The sequence below is a fragment of the Streptomyces sp. NPDC127119 genome (genome assembly GCF_042677425.1).
Classification (GTDB): domain Bacteria; phylum Actinomycetota; class Actinomycetes; order Streptomycetales; family Streptomycetaceae; genus Streptomyces.
The window spans coordinates 42,717-60,278 of sequence record NZ_JBHXTO010000044.1 but is presented as its reverse complement, the minus strand read 5'-3'; the positions used below and the strand labels follow the sequence as shown (position 1 = coordinate 60,278).

At 70.5% G+C, this 17,562-nt stretch carries 15 protein-coding genes and 1 pseudogene; 8 read left to right on the top strand and 8 right to left on the bottom strand.

What is annotated here, in order from left to right:
• The first annotated feature begins 172 nt into the window (after positions 1-172).
• From ACFVH5_RS20555 to ACFVH5_RS20540, 4 genes are read left to right on the top strand one after another with little or no spacing between them, the layout of a single operon-like run.
• Positions 173-2,860, top strand: a complete 2,688-nt coding sequence (locus tag ACFVH5_RS20555; protein WP_385835076.1) for a nitrate- and nitrite sensing domain-containing protein — start codon at positions 173-175, stop codon at positions 2,858-2,860.
• Positions 2,857-3,294, top strand: a complete 438-nt coding sequence (locus tag ACFVH5_RS20550; protein ID WP_385835075.1) for a roadblock/LC7 domain-containing protein — start codon at positions 2,857-2,859, stop codon at positions 3,292-3,294. The genes ACFVH5_RS20555 and ACFVH5_RS20550 overlap by 4 nt, the downstream gene beginning before the upstream one ends.
• Before the next feature lie 16 nt (positions 3,295-3,310).
• Complete coding sequence (locus ACFVH5_RS20545; RefSeq protein ID WP_385835074.1) at positions 3,311-3,724, top strand: DUF742 domain-containing protein; 414 nt, start codon at positions 3,311-3,313, stop codon at positions 3,722-3,724.
• Positions 3,725-3,762: 38 nt separating this feature from the next.
• A complete protein-coding gene (locus tag ACFVH5_RS20540) occupies positions 3,763-4,404 on the top strand; it encodes an ATP/GTP-binding protein (RefSeq protein WP_385835073.1) in 642 nt (213 codons plus the stop codon).
• Between the two features lie 193 nt (positions 4,405-4,597).
• On the opposite strand, the gene ACFVH5_RS20535 is transcribed toward ACFVH5_RS20540, so the two are convergent.
• Positions 4,598-5,026 carry a PPOX class F420-dependent oxidoreductase gene (locus tag ACFVH5_RS20535; RefSeq protein ID WP_385835072.1) on the bottom strand — a complete coding sequence of 143 codons (429 nt, stop codon included), beginning with the start codon at positions 5,024-5,026 and terminating at the stop codon, positions 4,598-4,600.
• A gap of 95 nt (positions 5,027-5,121) precedes the next feature.
• Here ACFVH5_RS20535 and ACFVH5_RS20530 point away from each other — a divergent pair, with 95 nt between their 5' ends.
• Positions 5,122-5,535: a roadblock/LC7 domain-containing protein gene (locus ACFVH5_RS20530; RefSeq protein WP_107018871.1), complete on the top strand. Its 414-nt coding sequence runs from the start codon at positions 5,122-5,124 to the stop codon at positions 5,533-5,535.
• A gap of 136 nt (positions 5,536-5,671) precedes the next feature.
• Positions 5,672-6,523, top strand: a pseudogene (locus ACFVH5_RS20525) (DUF6397 family protein); the annotation flags it as partial.
• Positions 6,524-7,018: 495 nt separating this feature from the next.
• On the opposite strand, the gene ACFVH5_RS20520 reads toward ACFVH5_RS20525, so the two are convergent.
• Positions 7,019-7,891 (bottom strand): acyl-CoA thioesterase, encoded by an 873-nt coding sequence (locus tag ACFVH5_RS20520; RefSeq protein ID WP_385835071.1) that lies wholly within the window; start codon positions 7,889-7,891, stop codon positions 7,019-7,021.
• 19 nt (positions 7,892-7,910) lie between these two features.
• A complete protein-coding gene (locus ACFVH5_RS20515) occupies positions 7,911-10,424 on the bottom strand; it encodes a DUF3516 domain-containing protein (RefSeq protein ID WP_384811291.1) in 2,514 nt (837 codons plus the stop codon).
• A gap of 145 nt (positions 10,425-10,569) precedes the next feature.
• Here ACFVH5_RS20515 and ACFVH5_RS20510 point away from each other — a divergent pair, with 145 nt between their 5' ends.
• Positions 10,570-11,364: a metal-dependent hydrolase gene (locus ACFVH5_RS20510; protein WP_384811292.1), complete on the top strand. Its 795-nt coding sequence runs from the start codon at positions 10,570-10,572 to the stop codon at positions 11,362-11,364.
• A 119-nt stretch (positions 11,365-11,483) separates the two neighbouring features.
• Here the strand turns inward: ACFVH5_RS20510 and ACFVH5_RS20505 are convergent, their stop codons facing one another.
• From ACFVH5_RS20505 to ACFVH5_RS20490, 4 genes are all read right to left on the bottom strand, one after another.
• Positions 11,484-11,765, bottom strand: coding sequence for a type B 50S ribosomal protein L31 (locus tag ACFVH5_RS20505; protein ID WP_384811295.1), 282 nt, complete (start codon positions 11,763-11,765; stop codon positions 11,484-11,486).
• Positions 11,766-11,820: 55 nt separating this feature from the next.
• Positions 11,821-12,291 carry a DUF5709 domain-containing protein gene (locus tag ACFVH5_RS20500; RefSeq protein WP_385835070.1) on the bottom strand — a complete coding sequence of 157 codons (471 nt, stop codon included), beginning with the start codon at positions 12,289-12,291 and terminating at the stop codon, positions 11,821-11,823.
• A 380-nt stretch (positions 12,292-12,671) separates the two neighbouring features.
• Positions 12,672-14,462 carry an ABC transporter ATP-binding protein gene (locus ACFVH5_RS20495; protein WP_385835069.1) on the bottom strand — a complete coding sequence of 597 codons (1,791 nt, stop codon included), beginning with the start codon at positions 14,460-14,462 and terminating at the stop codon, positions 12,672-12,674.
• Positions 14,459-16,258 (bottom strand): ABC transporter transmembrane domain-containing protein, encoded by a 1,800-nt coding sequence (locus ACFVH5_RS20490; protein WP_385835068.1) that lies wholly within the window; start codon positions 16,256-16,258, stop codon positions 14,459-14,461. The genes ACFVH5_RS20495 and ACFVH5_RS20490 overlap by 4 nt, the downstream gene beginning before the upstream one ends.
• A gap of 188 nt (positions 16,259-16,446) precedes the next feature.
• Between ACFVH5_RS20490 and ACFVH5_RS20485 the strand changes: the two genes are divergently transcribed.
• Entirely contained in the window at positions 16,447-17,190 is a 744-nt protein-coding gene (locus ACFVH5_RS20485) for a hypothetical protein (RefSeq protein ID WP_385835067.1), read from the top strand.
• 25 nt (positions 17,191-17,215) lie between these two features.
• On the opposite strand, the gene ACFVH5_RS20480 is transcribed toward ACFVH5_RS20485, so the two are convergent.
• Positions 17,216-17,518 carry a hypothetical protein gene (locus tag ACFVH5_RS20480; RefSeq protein ID WP_385835066.1) on the bottom strand — a complete coding sequence of 101 codons (303 nt, stop codon included), beginning with the start codon at positions 17,516-17,518 and terminating at the stop codon, positions 17,216-17,218.
• Positions 17,519-17,562: the final 44 nt, after the last annotated feature.

Here is a 17,562-nt window from a genome sequence, read left to right as displayed (position 1 = left end):
TACGAGGCTCTGCGCCCGGCACGGCGAGAGCACGCACCTGACGCCGCCCGGCCGCCCTCCGGGCGACGACGGGAATTGTCAGACAGGCCCTAGCGGCGAACCCGGACCGACGACCCGACCAGACGCGTCCACCGACCAGGCGTGTCCACCGAACCACCCGAGCGAGAAGGCCATGCGTACATCCCGAAGGACCCCGACAGACGGTACGCAGCCGTCGACGGCCCAGATACGGGGCCGTCGCGCGCATGCCGGACCGCCGGCCGACGAAGACCCCGGCCACGCCGACGAAGACTCCGGCCGCGAGGAGAACGACGACACGGAACCGAGCAGCGCGCCCACGCGCGCGAGGAGCCGGAGTCTGCGGCTCCGTACCGTGCGAGCGAAGATCGTCTGCCTGCTCATGGTCCCGGTCGTCTCCCTGCTCGCCCTCTGGGCACACGCCACCGTCACCACGGCCCAGGACGTCGCACGGCTGCGGCAGTTGCAGCGGGTGGACTCCGAAGTGCGCGCCCCGGTCGCGGCAACCGTCGTCGCGCTCCAGGACGAACGCGTGGCAGCTGTCCGCTACGCCACACGCCCCTCGGGCGACCGGGAGCGCGCCCTCAAGAAGCTGGCGGCGCGCACCGACCGGACCGTGTCGGAACTCCGCCTCGGAGAGGGCAGCACCGTCGCCGACAGCGAGGAACTGCCCGCCGGAGTGGCCGCACGCCTCGAAACCTTGGTGTCCGGCGTCGAACAGCTCCACTCCCTGCGGACCGCCGTACTCGACCGCGGGACCGGCTGGGACGAGACATACCGGCGGTACACCGGGACCATCTCCACGGCTTTCGGGGTGGGCGGAGCCCTCACCGGCATCCAGGACGCGGAGATCGGCTCCGACGCGCGCGTACTGCTTGAGTTCTCCCGCGCGGGGGAGACCCTGGCGCAGGAGGACGCGGTACTCGCCGGTGCCCGCCTGGCCGGGACCCTCGACGGACAGCGGCTGCGGCTGTTCACCGGCGCCGTCGACATGCGCAGGCTGCTCACCGACTCCGCTGCCGTCGATCTCCGCGGACCCGAACGAGCCGCCTGGCAGGCCCTCACGGAGGGCGCCGCGTACGCCGACATGACGGCGGTCGAGGACAGGGTGCTCATCGCCCCACCCGGCGCGACGGCCCTCCAAGCCTCACCTGCGGAGATCTGGAACGCCGCCCACGCGCGCGTGCGGGACGACATGCGGACCATCGAGGCGGACGCCGCCCGTGACGTCGCGGACCGCGCCGACCCCCTCCGGCGCGGCCTGCTCTCGCCCGCCGGCGCCGCGGTCCTCCTGGGTCTCGCGGCCGTGGCCGCCTCACTGGTCATCTCCGTACGCATCGGCCGCGGCCTCGTCGTCGAACTGGTGACCCTGCGCAACAGCGCCCTGGAGATCGCCCGGCGCAAACTGCCGAACGCCATGCGGAAACTCCGGGCCGGAGAGGAGATCGACATCCGTGCCGAGGCCCCGCCGGGACCGCCCGCCGAGGACGAGGCGGGGCAGGTCGCGGAAGCCCTGACCACCGTGCACCGCGCCGCCCTGCACGCGGCCGTCGAACGAGCGGAACTCGCCGGCGGGATCTCCGGTGTCTTCGTCAATCTCGCCCGCCGCAGCCAGGTTCTCGTCCACCGCCAACTCAGGCTGCTGGACAGCATGGAGCGACGCTCCGAGGACCCGAACGAGCTGAGCGACCTCTTCCGGCTCGACCACCTCACGACACGGATGCGACGCCACGCCGAGAGCCTGATCATCCTCTCCGGAGCAGCACCGGGCCGCGCGTGGCGCATGCCGGTCTCCCTGACGAACGTGGTGCGCGCCGCCGTCTCCGAGGTCGAGGACTACGCGCGCGTGGAGGTACGACAGCTTTCGGAGACCCTGGTCGTCGGAGCCGCGATCGCCGACCTCACGCATCTGCTGGCCGAGATTGTCGAGAACGCCGCCCAGTTCTCCCCGCCCCACACCAGGGTGCGGGTCACCGGCGAGCCGGTCGGCAACGGATACGCCGTGGAGGTCGAGGACCGGGGACTGGGCATGGGCAAGGAGACCCTCGCCGAGGCCAATCGCCGTATCGAGCAGTCCCAGGCACTCGACCTGTTCGACAGCGACCGACTCGGCCTCTTCGTAGTGAGCAGACTCGCAGCCCGTCACGGCATCAAGGTGCACCTGCGGACCTCGCCCTACGGGGGCACCACCGCGGTGATCCTCCTTCCCACCGCGCTGTTGCACACGAGTTCGGAGGAACGTTCCGGTGCGCGTCGCGGCAGGGCCGAGCGACCTGCTGGACCACCTCCCGGACGAACTGCCGGACGGCCGACGGAACAGCCTGTCGGACGAACTGCCGGACAACAAGCCGCCGGACGCCAGTACGCGCGCGTAGCCGGTCCCGTGCCCCGACAGGAATCCGTGGGCCCCGCCCCACGGCAGGACTCCGTGGAGGCCCACATCGAACGACCCGCACCCGTCTCGCCCGTAGCCGCTCCGGCGGAGGCGTCGGCGGACGGCTCGCACGCCGGACCACCGCCCGAGGTGATCACCCTGCGCCTGCACCGTTCCTCCGACGACACCGAGCAGTCGGACGCGTCCGACGCGTCCGACGCGTCCGACGGACTCCCGCGGCGGGTGCGCCAGGCCAGCCTCGCCCCGCAACTGCGTGCAGAACGCGCCGAAGAGCCCGCGCACCCGGCACGTCACCGGGACGACGCCGAGCGCACCCCCGAAGCGGTACGGGACCGGATGACCGCGTACCGCGCCGGTTGGGCTCGCGGCGGCGGCCGTTCCCCCGGTCCCCGCGCCACGCCCGGCCCCGCAGAGGGCAGCGACAGCAGCGAAGGAGACCTCGCATGATCCAGGATCCGGATACGGGGGCCGCGGCACAGTCCGGCGAACTCGACTGGCTGCTGGACGACTTGGTGCTGCGGGTCGCCGAGGTGCGGCATGCTGTCGTGCTCTCCAACGACGGGCTCGCGGTGGGCGCGTCCACCGGCCTGGGACGCGAGGACGCGGAGCACCTCGCTGCGGTCTCCTCCGGTTTCCACAGCCTGGCCAAGGGCGCGGGCCGCCACTTCGGCGCCGGCGGAGTACGCCAGACCATGGTCGAGATGGACGACGGTTTCCTGTTCGTGGTGGCCGCCGGAGACGGGTCCTGCCTCGCCGTCCTGAGCGGCGTGACGGCCGACATCGGCCTGATCGCCTACGAGATGGCACGCCTGGTCAGACGGGTGGGTGAGCATCTCCACTCGGCTCCCCGCGCGGGCGTCCGTCCGCCCGCGGCAGGGTGAGCGGGGGACGGAGTTCATGACCGAGGACCGGGCAGCCACGCCCGAGCAGCCGGGCAGCCAGTGGTACGACAGCGAGGCCGGGCCGCTCGTCCGCCCCTACGCCATGACGGGCGGACGCACCGAGTCGCGACCCGCGGGGGTGCGCTTCGACCTGATAGCGCTTGTCACGCTCGACACCGGGGCGCCCGGGACCGGCGCGGACACCGCGCTCGGTCCGGAGCACCGGGCCCTGGTCGAACTCTGCCGGGCCGAAACCCAGTCCGTCGCCGAACTGGCCGCGGACACCGATCTGCCCGTGGGCGTGGTGCGCGTGCTCCTGGGCGATCTGCTGGAACTGGGCTGCGTGACGGTCAGCCGCCCTGTGCCGCCCGCGCACCTGCCCGACGAGCGCATTCTGCGCGAGGTCATTGACGGACTGAGGGCCCTGTAGCCGTCGACCGATACCGGCTGATCCGAGAGAAGTGAGCGATGGTCCCTGAACACTCCGATGACACCAGCGATGACACCAGCGATGACAACAGCGATGACACCAGCGGTGAGACGGCCGCCCTGGCGCTGAAGATCCTCGTCGCCGGCGGCTTCGGCGTCGGCAAGACCACCCTGGTGGGCGCGGTCAGCGAGATCAGACCGCTGCGCACCGAGGAACTGCTGAGTGAGGCCGGCCGGTCGGTCGACGACACCGGCGGGGTGGACCGGAAGGTGACGACGACCGTCGCCATGGACTTCGGGCGCATCACCATCAGGTCCGGCCTGTCGCTCTACCTGTTCGGAACGCCGGGCCAGGACAGATTCTGGTTCCTGTGGGACGAGCTGGCACAGGGAGCCCTCGGTGCCGTCGTCCTTGCGGACACCCGCCGGCTTGAGGACTGCTTTCCGGCGGTGGACTACTTCGAACACCGGCACATCCCCTTCGTGGTGGCGGTCAACTGCTTCACGGACGCACGCACGTACGGCGCCCACGAAGTGTCACGGGCTCTCGATCTCGACCGGGGAACCCCCGTGGTGCTCTGCGACGCCCGTGACCGCGACTCAGGAAAGGAGGTGCTGGTACGTCTCGTCGAGTACGCCGGGCGGATGCACACCGCCCGGCTCCTCGACTCGGTCGGCTGACGGACTCGGTCGGCCGGAGAACCTGATCGGCTGGAGGACCTGGAGGACCTGGAGGACTTCGAGGACTTGGTCGGTCCGGCCGGAGGACTTGGTCGGCCGACGCGCGGCCGCCCAAGCGCTCAAGCTGCGCCACTCAACCCATGAGCCTCAACCCGTGGGACTCAGCCCTGTGCGACTCAACCTGTACCGGGGGTCAGTCGGAGACCGAGCCCTCCGCGAGAACCTTCTCGATTCTCACCCTTACGAGGAGTTCGCCGGGTACGCCGTTCCGGGCCGCGAACTCCTCGGCGCGCTCCTCGCCCATGTACCGGCTGCCGATCCGTCCTGCCCAGAGCCGGACGTCGTCGAGGTCCTCCGAGATCTGGGCCTGCCCTTGTACGACGACGTACGCGAACGGCGGCCGGTCGTCGTCCACGCACAGGGCCACCCGGCCGTCCCGAGCCAGATTCCGCCCCTTGACGGTGTCCTTCCCCGTGTTGAAGACCAGGTCGTCGCCGTCGAGCACGAACCAGATCGGCGCCACATGCGGGCGCCCGTCGGCCCGGACGGTCGACAACTTGCCAGTGCGGGTTCCGTGCGAGACGAACGCCCGCCATTCCTCATCGGTCATCTTGTGTGCCATGCCCCTATCCTCCTTGCCCGGACGGCGACGGTGGTGAAGGCTGGTCGATCGGATCCTCCGGCCCAGGGGGACCACACATCACGGGGAGACGGATCATGGCGGAGAATCGGGGACTCGACTGGCTGCTCGACGATCTGACCCAGCGTGTCGAGCACATACGCCACGCACTCGTGCTGTCCAACGACGGGCTGGTGACCGGGGCGAGCACAGGTCTGCGGCGGGAGGACGCCGAGCATCTTGCCGCCGTCTCTTCCGGACTGCACAGCCTGGCCAAGGGCTCGGGCAGGCACTTCGGCGCGGGCCGGGTCCGCCAGACCATGATCGAATTCGATGACGCGGTCCTCTTCGTCACGGCGGCCGGCACCGGCAGCTGCCTGTGCGTGCTCAGTGCGGCGGAAGCCGACATCGGCCAGGTCGCGTACGAGATGACTCTGCTCGTCAATCGCGTCGGCGAGCACCTGCACGTCGATGCCCGACATCCGGAACACTCGCCCTCCATAGACATCTGACCGGCACAGACGTCATCGCGCTCGAAGTTATCCACAGGCTCGGCGCAAGGCGCGGCGGACCGGCTACGGTTTTTCTCGAAGCAAGCGCACGCAAAACACAGGCGAAGCGCACACCGCTGCACGGGGGAGAACCATCATGTCCGGCAACACCATCACGCAGTCCGTCATGCCAACGGTCACGCAGTCCGTCATCTCCGGTCCGAACGGGCCTGTCGGTGTGGCCCCTACACAAACCTCGACACTCGCTCAGAGCCGCGCCGCGCGGGAGCTGGGGTTCAAGCGGGGCGAGTTCGACCTCGCCGTACGGCTCGGGCGCATCCGCACAGTGCCTGACGAAGGCGGCGGAGGCCATCGCGTCACCCGCGCGGAGATCGACAGGGTGCGGGCCGCGGCAGGCTTCCCAGAGGCTCTGCGGGAACGCGTCAAAGCAGTCGGCACGTCGGAGGGCGCGGCCCTCATGGGCGTCACGACCGCCCGGTTCACGCGCTTCGCCCGCCTGGGCCTCGTAGTGCCCGTAAAGTTCTATTTGAACCGGTATCGCGCAGTCGTGTGGCTGTATCTGGCTGAAGAACTGCGGCAGTTCGCCAACGACAAGAAGCATGCGTCTCTGCTGAGCGGCCGTGTGCCCGAGAACCTGCGCGGCCAACTGGAGACGGGTCTGGACCTGCGGGCCCGGAACTGGCGAGGCCGGCACCTCGGGTTCCTGCTTCGCCAGAACGAGGACCCGTGGGCACGTGCCGCGGTCGTGGCGTCGCTGCTCGACCCCGTCCAGGTGGCCGAGATCGTTCCCGACCCGTACGAGCGGGCCTACATGGACCGGTACCGGCCCGAACAGACCACCCACGGTGCGCCCGACTCGCCTGCCGCGCACATCACGGCCCGGATCATGACAGCGACGGATCCGGACGAGATCAGCTGGCTCCGCGCCGATCTGGCGAACGGGCTGGAGGAGGCACGCGACCGCCGGGCCGCCCCGCGGCCGACGACGGAGCCCCGGACTTCGGAGGTGCAGTACGACCGTCCGGCGCTTCTTGGCGAACACCGCACGCCGGTCGATCAGCGCACGCCTGTCGATCACCGGCAGCCCGTCGACCTGCGAGAGGCCGCCAAGCTGCGGCACCCGGCCGGAATGCGACGTCCGGCCGGGCAGCGGCGCCCGGGCGAGCGGCTGCGTCCGGCCGAAGCGCGGCAGCATCCGGTCGGACGGCATCCGGTCGGACGGCATCCGGCCGAAGAGCGACACCCGGCCGAAGTGCGGCGTCCGGCCGAAGTGCGGCAGTTGACCGACGCGCGGCAGTTGGCTGACGCGCGAACTCGGGCAGGAGCAGTACGACAAGCAGGAGCAGTACGGCAGGCAGGACCACGACAGCAGGCAGGCTCACGGCGACCTGCCGAGGCACGGCCCGTGATCGATGAACCGGGACGCCCCGGACGGCTCCTCGGCTGGCTGCGGCGCAGAAACCTCTGACCGGCCGGTACCCGGTCAGTCCTCCAGCTTGCGGAACAGCCCTTCCTGGACGACGGAAACGAGCAGGCGTCCCTCCTGGTCGTAGATGCGCCCCCGGGCCAGCCCTCGGCCACCCGTCACGATCGGGGACTCCTGGTCGTACAGGAACCACTCGTCGGCGCGGAACGGCCGGTGGAACCACATGGCGTGGTCCAGGGAGGCCATGTCGAAACCGCGCCGGCCCCACAGGGGCTCCACCGGGATACGGACGGCGTCCAGGAGCGTCATGTCGCTCGCGTAGGTGAGCGCGCAGGTGTGGACGAGCGGGTCGTCGCCCAGAGGCCCGACGGCGCGCATCCATACGGCGCTGCGCGGCTCGGCGTTCTCGATCTCCTCCGGTGTCCAGCGCAACCGGTCCGCGTAGCGGATGTCGAAGGGCTGGCGCCGGGCCATGCGCTCCAGCGTCTCGGGGAGCGCGCCCAGATGTTCCTTGATCTCCTGAGTGACGCTCGGGAGCGACTCGGGATCCGGGACCTCACGAGCCGGCGGCAGCTGGTGCTCGAAGCTCCCTTCCTCAGGCTTGTGAAAGGAGGCGGTCAGATTGAAGATCGTGCGGCCCTGCTGCACGGCGGTGACGCGGCGCGTGGTGAACGACCGCCCGTCCCGTACCCGTTCGACCTGGTACACGATGGGCACGCCCGGCCGGCCCGGGCGCAGGAAGTACGCGTGCAGGGAGTGCACGGGCCGTTCCGGGTCCGTGGTGCGGCCGGCGGCGACGAGGGCCTGGCCCGCGACCTGCCCGCCGAAGACCCGCTGCAGCGATTCCTGCGGGCTGGGGCCACGGAAGATGTTGACCTCGATCTGCTCCAGGTCGAGCAGATCGACGAGTCGTTCCGCTGGGTTCGTCATGAGTCACGTTCTCCTGTGGTCACAGCTGGCCGACGGCGGTGACCTTGACGATGGCACGTCCCTCGGCGTCGGAGGCCACGAGGTCGATCTCCGCGCTGATGCCCCAGTCGTGGTCGCCGTTCGGGTCGGCGAACGTCTGACGGACCCGCCACAGACCGTTCTCCGGTTGCTCGTCGATGATCAGGAGCTTGGGACCGCGTGCGTCGGGGCCGGTGCCGAGGTCGTCGTACTCGTCCCAGTAGTCGTCCATGGCCGCGCCCCAGGCATCGGCGTCCCAGCCCGCCTCGGAGTCGAGCTCTCCGAGTTCGGCGACGTTGTCGAGGGCGGCGAGTTCGACGCGCCGGAACATGGCGTTGCGGACGAGTACCCGGAAGGCGCGCCCGTTGGCCGTGACCGGCTTGACCTGGTCGGCCTTCTCCTGGGCCTCCTCGGCCGTCATCACCTCGGGGTTGGCGAGCTGCTCCCACTCGTCGAGGAGGCTGGAGTCGACCTGACGCACCATCTCGCCGAGCCAGGCGATCAGGTCCTCCAGGTCCTCCGACTTCAGGTCGTCCGGGACGGTGTGGTCAAGGGCCTTGTAGGCGCTCGCCAGGTAGCGGAGCACGATGCCCTCGGTGCGGGCGAGTTCGTAGTGGGACACGAACTCGGTGAAGGTCATGGCCCGTTCGTACATGTCACGGATGACGGACTTCGGGGAGAGCGGATGGTCGCCCACCCACGGGTGGCTCTTGCGGTAGGTGTCGTATCCGTGGAAGAGCAGCTCTTCCAGCGGCTTGGGGTACGACACGTCCTGGAGCCGCTCCATGCGCTCCTCGTACTCGATGCCCTCCGCCTTCATCGCCCCCACGGCCTCGCCGCGGGCCTTGTTCTGCTGGGCGGCGAGGATCTGCCGCGGGTCGTCCAGGGTGGACTCCACGACGGACACCATGTCCAGGGCGTACGAGGGCGATTCCGGGTCCAGGAGGTCGAACGCGGCGAGAGCGAAGGTCGACAGCGGCTGATTGAGGGCGAAGTTCTGCTGCAGGTCGACGGTCAGACGCACGATGCGTCCTTCGGCGTCCGGTGTGTCGAGCTTCTCCACGACTCCGCCGTCGAGAAGCGACCGGTAGATGGCGATCGCCCGCCTGATGTGCCGCAGTTGCTGCTTGCGCGGCTCGTGGTTGTCCTCCAGCAGATGACGCATCGCGGCGAAGGCGTTGCCGGGCCGCGCGATCACGGACAGAAGCATCGTGTGAGTGACCCGGAAACGCGAGGTCAGCGGCTCCGGATCGGACGAGATCAGCTTCTCGAAGGTGCCGTCCGTCCAGCCCACGAAACCTTCCGGGGCCTTCTTGCGCACCACCTTGCGACGCTTCTTCGGGTCGTCGCCAGCCTTGGCAAGGGCCTTCTCGTTCTCCACGACGTGTTCGGGGGCCTGCGCCACGACGAAGCCCGCCGTGTCGAAGCCGGCCCGCCCGGCCCGGCCCGCGATCTGGTGGAACTCCCGCGCGCGCAGGGTCCGTACGCGCGTGCCGTCGTACTTCGCCAGAGCGGTGAACAGCACGGTGCGGATGGGCACGTTGACGCCGACGCCCAGAGTGTCCGTGCCGCAGATGACCTTCAGGAGACCGGCCTGCGCCAGTTTCTCGACCAGTCGGCGGTACTTGGGCAGCATGCCGGCGTGGTGCACACCGATGCCGTGCCGTACGTAACGGGAGAGGTTGCGGCCGAACTTGGTGGTGAACCGGAAGTTGCCGATCAGCGCGGCGATCTGGTCCTTCTCCTCGCGCGTGCACATGTTGATGCTCATCAGCGCCTGCGCCCGCTCCACGGCCTGCGCCTGGGTGAAGTGCACGATGTAGACGGGCGCCTGCCTCGTCTCCAGGAGCTCGGTGAGCGTCTCGGTGAGCGGCGTCAGCTTGTACTCGTAGGAGAGTGGGACGGGACGGGTCGCCGAGCGGACCACCGAGGTGGGACGCCCGGTCCGCCGGGTCAGGTCCTCCTCGAACATGGAGACGTCGCCGAGCGTCGCCGACATCAGGATGAACTGCGCCTGTGGCAGTTCGAGGATCGGGATCTGCCAGGCCCAGCCGCGGTCGGCCTCGGCGTAGAAGTGGAACTCGTCCATCACGACCTGGCCGACGTCGGCACGCTTGCCGTCGCGCAGCGCGATCGAGGCAAGGACCTCGGCGGTGCAGCAGATGACCGGGGCGTCGGAGTTCACGGACGCGTCGCCGGTCAGCATGCCGACGTTCTCGGTGCCGAACATCTTGCACAGCTCGAAGAACTTCTCCGAGACGAGTGCCTTGATCGGCGCGGTGTAGAAGGTGACCTCGTCACGGGCGAGCGCCGCGAAGTGCGCACCCGCGGCGATCATGCTCTTGCCGGACCCGGTGGGGGTCGACACGATCACGTTCGCACCCGAGACCACCTCGATCAGCGCTTCCTCCTGGTGGGGATAGAGCGTGAGACCGCGTTCCCCGGCCCACGACTCGAAGGCTTCGTAGAGGGCGTCGGGATCTGCGGTCTGCGGCAGCTGATCGATAAGGGTCACACCCCCATCTTGCCTGTCATCCCACCCGATGAGGGAATCGGATGCGAGGCCGAAGATCACGAACGCTACGCTGTGTCGCCGACCAGGTGTCAGCTCACGGGGACAACTGGCAGTCAGTACATGAGGAATGGGGCGGGGCACGGCCATGATGGGACCAGCACACTCACTGTCCGGGGCGGCGGCCTGGCTGGGCGTCGGAGCGGCGGCGGCGGCCTCGGGCCACACGATGCCGTGGCCGGTGCTCCTGGCCGGGGCGCTGATCTGCGCGGGCGCCGCCCTCGCCCCGGATCTGGACCACAAGGCCGCCACCATCTCGCGGGCCTTCGGACCGGTGTCACGGGGCCTGTGCGAGATCGTCGACAAGCTCTCGTACGCCGTCTACAAGGGCACGAGGAAGCCGGGCGATCCGCGGCGCTCGGGTGGGCACCGGACGCTGACACACACCTGGCTGTGGGCGGTGCTCATCGGCGGCGGAGCCTCGGTGGCCGCGATCACCGGAGGCCGCTGGGCGGTTCTGGGACTTCTGTTCGTGCACATGGTGCTCGCCATCGAAGGGCTGCTCTGGCGGGCGACGCGTGGGTCCAGCGCCGACGTCCTGGTGTGGCTGCTGGCCGCGACGAGTGCGTGGATCATCGCGGGGGTGCTGGACAAGCCGGGCAACGGGGCCGACTGGCTCTTCACCGCGCCGGGCCAGGAGTACCTGTGGCTCGGCCTGCCGATCGTCCTCGGTGCGCTGGTGCACGACATCGGGGACGCGCTGACTGTGTCGGGCTGCCCGATCCTGTGGCCGATCCCGGTCGGCCGCAAGCGGTGGTACCCGATCGGGCCGCCCAAGGCCCTGCGGTTCCGGGCCGGCAGTTGGGTGGAGCTGAAGGTGCTGATGCCAGCGTTCATGGTGCTGGGCGGAGTGGGCGGCGCGGCCGCGCTCAACTTCATCTGAAGCCGACGCGTCGGAGCGGCCGCGCCACCGGGACGAGTGGCGCGGCCGGTGGACGGGGCGCGGAAGGCGGACAGGCTGCGGCTGTCATCCGCCGCCGGGAGGCACCCGTTCCGGCCGGGTCAGGAGGCGTCGCCCTCGCCCGACGCCTTGTCCTGGCCTCCGCCGCCGTACCGCTTCTCGAAGCGGGCGACCCGTCCCTCGGTGTCCACGGTCCTGGCCGTGCCCGTGTAGAAGGGGTGGCTCTCCGAGGAGATCTCCACATCCACGACGGGGTACGTCCGGCCGTCGTCCCACTCGATGGTCTGGTCGCTGGCGGCCGTGGACCGGGTCAGGAAGGCGTATCCGGCGGCGCGGTCGCGGAAGACGACGGAGTGGTAGTCGGGGTGTTTGTCCTGCTGCATGAGTGCTCCTTGCGTGGGGGAGGGGTGCGCGGACAGGGCAGCGGGAAGGACGCGGTCAGCCGGACAGGGAGTCCTCGTCGACGATGTGCATGGCGGCCTCCTCCGCCGAGGCGGCGGCTCCGTCTATGCCCACGTCGGTGGCGATCAGCCCGCTCTCCCCGTCCTCGTGCGCTCCTTCTCCGGGGGCCACGAGACGTCCGGAGCGGAGGGCGCCCACTTCGTTGTCGAGGGGTTCGCCGTCCGAGTCGGGGCAGTCTCCGATGCCGTCGCCGTCGGGTGCCGCGACATCCGGGAGTTCTTCGGCGAGACGTTCGTCGAGGGTTTCGCCGCGGTGGCGCTCGGCCGCTGTCACGTCTTTGCGTTCCACCGCCCAGGGGCGTTCCGGAGGTGACCAGCCGCGGTCCAGAGGGTCGCTCACACCGTCGGTTTCGAGTGTGTCCTCGGCGTCGAGCAGTCCGGCGTCGTCCTGAACCTCGGATCCGTCGGGCTGGTAGACATCGTCTCCCCAACCGTCGGCGCTGTCCACGGGTACCTCCAGGTGGTGCGGGCCGGCCTGCTGTCACCGCGTTCGGCGGCGGGTACGCGGACCGCTCGGCCCCGGCCTCGCCCGTACGGAACACGTGGAACCGGGCGGTTCCCGGGCGCTCCCCGAGCCGGTGCCGACCTCCACACTTCCACCCACCTGCGACACCGCGCAACGTCACGGAGCCCGACCGGGCGCGTCGGCCCGCTCGGGCACCCGGCCGGCCAAACCCGCCCGACGTCGGCCCGCAGGCCCGGACGGACCACCTGTGGACGGATCACCCCCGGACAGCCCGTCCCCGGACAGCCCGTCCACGGACAGCCCGTCCACGGACGGGCCGGCCGTGGGCGGACCTCCCACGGCCGGCCCGCCCGCGTGCCCGTTCACCCGTGCCAGGACCGCCACAGCGCCGCGTACGCGCCGTTCGCGGCGACCAGCTGGTCGTGGCTGCCGAGCTCGCTGATGCGGCCGTTCTCGACGACGGCGATGACGTCCGCGTCGTGGGCGGTGTGCAACCGGTGGGCGATGGCGACCACCGTGCGGCCGTCGAGGACCCGGGCCAGGAAGCGCTCCAGGTGCCGGGCCGCCCGCGGGTCGAGGAGCGAGGTGGCCTCGTCCAGGACCAGCGTGTGCGGGTCCGCGAGCACCAGGCGTGCGAGCGCGATCTGCTGGGCCTGGGCGGGCGTGAGTGCGACACCGCCCGAGCCGACCTCGGTGTCGAGACCGTCGGCCAGCGCCCGCGCCCACCCGCCGGCGTCGACCGCGCCGAGGGCGGCCCACAGCTCGGCGTCATCGGCACCCGTGCGGGCGAGGAGGAGGTTGTCGCGCAGGGCGCCCACGAACACGTGGTGCTCCTGGTTGACCAGGGCCACGTGGGAGCGGACCCGTTCCGCGGACATCCGGGAGAGTTCGGCGCCACCCAGGGTGACCTGGCCCGTGCGGGGTGCGTAGATCCCGGCGAGCAGCCTGCCCAGCGTGGACTTGCCCGCGCCGGACGGGCCGACCAGGGCCATCCGGGTGCCGGGCGCGACCTCCAGGGAGACCTTGCGCAGCACGTCGACGCCCGCCCGGTAGCCGAAGTGCACCTCGTCGGCGTGCACGTCACGCCCGTCGGGGGCCAGCGCCTTGTCACCCGCGTCCGGCTCGATCTCGCGGACGCCCACCAGCCGTGCCAGCGACACATGGGCCACCTGCAGCTCGTCGTACCAGCGCAGGATCAGGCCCACCGGGTCGACGAGCATCTGCGCGATCAGGGCGCCCGTCGTCAGCTGGCCCACGTCGATCCAGCCCTGGAGGACGAAGTATCCGCCGATCATGAGGACCGAGCCGAGGACCGTGGTGTGGGTGGCGTTGATGGCGGGGAAGAGCACCGACCGCAGCCAGAGGGTGTACCGCTCCCAGGCGGTCCACTCCTTGACCCGCTGGTCCGACAGGTCGATGCGGCGTTCGCCCAGGCGGTGCGCCTCGACGGTGCGCCCGGCGTCCACGGTCTCGGCGAGGACGGCGGCCACGGCGGCGTAACCGGCGGCCTCGGAGCGGTAGCCGGACGCGGCGCGCTTGAAGTACCAGCGGCAGCCGATCACCAGGATCGGGACGGCGACCAGTACCGCGGGCGCGAGCGGTGGCGCGGTCACGACCAGGCCGCCGAGCAGCAGCGCCACCCACACCACGGCGATGGCCAGCTGGGGCACGGCCTCGCGCATGGCGTTGGCCAGCCGGTCGATGTCCGTGGTGATGCGGGAGAGCAGATCACCCGTACCGGCCCGTTCCAGGACGCCGGGCGGCAGCCCCACGGCCCGTACGAGGAAGTCCTCGCGCAGGTCGGCCAGCATCCGCTCGCCGAGCATGGCCCCGCGCAGTTGCACCTGGTGCACGAACACGGCCTGGACGACCAGGGCGACGGCGAACAGTGCGGCGGTGCGCTCCAGGTGCAGTTCGCGCGCGGCGGTCGCGCCTTCGGAGACGTGCTGGACCAGGGAGCCCAGCAGATAGGGGCCCACCATCGAGGAGACGACGGCGACCGTGTTGACGGTGACGAGCACCAGGAAGGTCCGGCGATGTCGTTGGAACAGTTCGGCCACGTAGGCGCGTACGGTCGCGGGGGCTCCGACGGGCAGGGTCTCCGCCGTCTTCGGGGCCGCCGGATCGTAGGCCGGTGGCGCCACGCCGATCATGCCGTCTCCTCGATTTCTTCCAGTTCCTGCAGCTGGTTCAGTTCCTGTTCGGCGGCCTCGTCGTCGGTCTCACGGGTCACCACGGCGCGGTATCGCGCGTCGCTGTGCAGCAGTTCGCGGTGCACGCCGACCGCCGCGACCTCGCCCTCGTGGACGAGCACGACCCGGTCCGCCCGGTCCAGGAGCAGCGGCGACGAGGTGAGGACCACCGTCGTGCGTCCCTGTCGCAGGGAGCGGATCCCGTCGGCGATCCGCGCCTCGGTGTGCGAGTCGACCGCGGACGTCGGTTCGTCCAGGACCAGTACGCCCGGGGCGGTGACCAGCGACCGGGCCAGCGCGAGACGCTGGCGCTGGCCGCCGGACAGGGACCGGCCGCGTTCGGTGATCCGGGAGTCCATCGGGTCGTCGGCGTCCAGCGAACCCTGGGCGAGCGCGTCCAGGACATCGCCGCACTGGGCCGCCGACAGTGCCTCCTCGGGGCTGACGTCTCCCGACGAGGGCACGTCGAGCAGTTCGCGCAGCGTGCCGGAGAGCAGGACCGGATCCTTGTCCTGGACGAGGACGGCACTGCGGGCGGAGCCGAGGGGCAGTTCGTCGAGCGGTACGCCTCCGACCAGCGCGGACGGCAGTTCCGAGGACTCCGCCGTATGACCGCCGAGCCGTTCGGCCAGTTCACCCGCGGCGTCCGGGTCACCGCACACCACGGCGGTGAGCCGTCCCGCGGGCGCGAGCAGACCGGTCGCGGGGTCGTACAGGTCCCCGGTCGGTACGACGGCCTCGCGCGATCCCTCGCCGTCCGTGGCCCGTTCGAGGGACAGCACCCGTGCCGCGCGCCTGGCGGACGGCCGGGAGAAGGAGTACGCCATCGCGATCTCGGTGAAGTGCCGCAGCGGATAGGTGAGGATCATGACCGCGCTGTAGACGGTGACCATCTCGCCGACGGTGATCCGGCCCTCGCGGGCCAGGTTCACGCCGTGCCAGACGACGACGATCAGCAGCAGCCCGGGGAGGAACACCTGGATCGCGTGGATCAGTGCCCACATGCGGGCGCTGCGCACGGCGGCGTGCCGGACCTCCTGCGAGGCACGGCGGTAGCGGTCGAGGAACAGTTCCTCGCCGCCGATCCCGCGCAGTACGCGCAGGCCAGCGACGGTGTCCGAGGCCAGTTCGGTGGCGCGTCCCGCCTTCTCGCGCTGGAAGTCGGCGCGGCGGGTGGCCCGGGGGAGCAGCGGCAGCACCGACAGCGCCAGGACGGGCAGGCCCACGGCGACGACGACGCCGAGCGCCGGCTGGTAGACGACGAGGGCGACACAGACGAGCACGACGGTCACGGCGGCCGCGGTGAACCGCGACACGGCTTCCACGAACCAACCGATCTTCTCGACGTCGCCCGTCGAGACCGCCACGATCTCGCCGGCCGCGACGCGGCGCGTCAGCGCGGAGCCCAGCAGAGCGGTCCGGCGGGCCAGCAACTGCTGCACGCGCGCGGCAGCGGTGATCCAGTTGGTGACCGCGGCCCGGTGCAGCATGGTGTCGCCCAGCGCGATACCGAAGCCGCACAGGGCGAGCAGCCCGCCCGCGAGGGCCAGCCGCCCGCCGGAGCGGTCCACGACGGCCTGGACGGCGAATCCGACGCAGAAGGGCAGTGCGGACACGGACAGGAAGTGCAGCAGCCCCCAGACCAGGGCCTTCATCTGTCCGCCGAGCTGATTCCGGCCGAGCCATACCAGGAATCGGGGCCCCGAGCGTGCGTCCGGCACACCCGGGTCGGGATACGGAAGGTCTTGAATCTGCATGACGTCCCAAAGGGCTCGTAGTACGGAGGTGGGGAGACAACAAACCGTGCAAGGTTCGCGTCGCAGCGTGTCCGCAGGCAAACGCTTTTCCGCCGTGGGGCAAAGATTCGGCCCGGACCGCCCGGATATGACCGGTAGGTCGAGGGGGTGGGCACGGTCGTCCGCGTCGTGGTGCGACGATGGACGGTATGCACATCAGCGGAGGGATGCGGACGACGGCCATAGCCGCGGTTCTGGGCGCCGTGGTCATGCCACTGGCGGCCTGCGGCGGTTCGGACGACGGCGGCGGGAAGAAGAGCAACGGGCAGGCGGGGGACGGGTCCCGGCCCGAGCAGGCGCGCACGGTCGACCTCAAGCGCATCCCCGACGTGGGGAACACGCTGCAGAAGCAGATCCCCGCGAACTCCCGGCAGGTCGTCGCGGTCTACGGACAGGGCAAGGACTCGGCGAAGTCCACGATCGTCCTCTACACCAAGTCCGGATCCACCTGGGACAAGACCCGCAGCTGGGAAGGGCACAACGGCAAGAAGGGCTGGACGACCGACCACAACGAGGGCGACAAGCGCAGCCCTGTCGGCGTGTTCACGCTCAGCGACTCGGGCGGTGTCCTCGACGACCCCGGCGCCAAGCTCCCGTACACGCAGTCCTCGGGCTTCCAGGCCCCGCACTACTGGGCCAAGTCGCACTGGAACGACTTCGACTACGTGATCGCCATCGACTACAACCGCGTCAAGGGCACCTCGCCGAACGACCCGACCCGTCCCCAGGGCCAGTCCAAGGGCGGCAGCATCTGGCTGCACATGGACCACGGCAGCGGTACGTCGGCCTGCGTGAGCCTGTCCAAGTCGGGCATGCAGTACCTGCTGCGCACCCTCGACCCGGACCGGCACCCGGTCGTCGTGATGGGCGACAAGGCGGACCTCAAGGCCTGACAGCCCCTCACCACGGGCCCGCCCCTCAGTAGTAGGGGCGCAGCGAAGGCCATAAGCGGGACCACGGTTTCGTGGTCCCCGAACACAGCAGTACCGCCGCGCCCTGCTCCTCGTTCTCCACCTCGTCGTTCTCCACCTGCACGCCGTCGCCGTCCGGAGCCCCGTCCCCGTTGTCCACGCGCGCGATCTGCCGGCAGTCGGTGAAGTACCGCTTCGTGCCGCCCGCGTCCTCCTGACGGACGACGAGCACCGGTCCGTCCATCGAGTCGGACGGCGGCCCCCAGTCGGCGTAGTTCATATGGCCGGCCGGGACCCGCAGCCCGGCCACCGAGTCCCCGCACCGTTCGGTGGCGGCCTGTGTGATCAGAGGCG

Coding starts and splice junctions, on each gene's coding strand:
- ACFVH5_RS20555 (WP_385835076.1), top strand. CDS start 173: ATGCGTACATCCCGAAGGACCCCGACAGACGGTACGCAGCCGTCGACG.
- ACFVH5_RS20550 (WP_385835075.1), top strand. CDS start 2,857: ATGATCCAGGATCCGGATACGGGGGCCGCGGCACAGTCCGGCGAACTC.
- ACFVH5_RS20545 (WP_385835074.1), top strand. CDS start 3,311: ATGACCGAGGACCGGGCAGCCACGCCCGAGCAGCCGGGCAGCCAGTGG.
- ACFVH5_RS20540 (WP_385835073.1), top strand. CDS start 3,763: ATGGTCCCTGAACACTCCGATGACACCAGCGATGACACCAGCGATGAC.
- ACFVH5_RS20535 (WP_385835072.1), bottom strand. CDS start 5,026: ATGGCACACAAGATGACCGATGAGGAATGGCGGGCGTTCGTCTCGCAC.
- ACFVH5_RS20530 (WP_107018871.1), top strand. CDS start 5,122: ATGGCGGAGAATCGGGGACTCGACTGGCTGCTCGACGATCTGACCCAG.
- ACFVH5_RS20520 (WP_385835071.1), bottom strand. CDS start 7,891: ATGACGAACCCAGCGGAACGACTCGTCGATCTGCTCGACCTGGAGCAG.
- ACFVH5_RS20510 (WP_384811292.1), top strand. CDS start 10,570: ATGATGGGACCAGCACACTCACTGTCCGGGGCGGCGGCCTGGCTGGGC.
- ACFVH5_RS20505 (WP_384811295.1), bottom strand. CDS start 11,765: ATGCAGCAGGACAAACACCCCGACTACCACTCCGTCGTCTTCCGCGAC.
- ACFVH5_RS20495 (WP_385835069.1), bottom strand. CDS start 14,462: ATGATCGGCGTGGCGCCACCGGCCTACGATCCGGCGGCCCCGAAGACG.
- ACFVH5_RS20490 (WP_385835068.1), bottom strand. CDS start 16,258: ATGCAGATTCAAGACCTTCCGTATCCCGACCCGGGTGTGCCGGACGCA.
- ACFVH5_RS20485 (WP_385835067.1), top strand. CDS start 16,447: ATGCACATCAGCGGAGGGATGCGGACGACGGCCATAGCCGCGGTTCTG.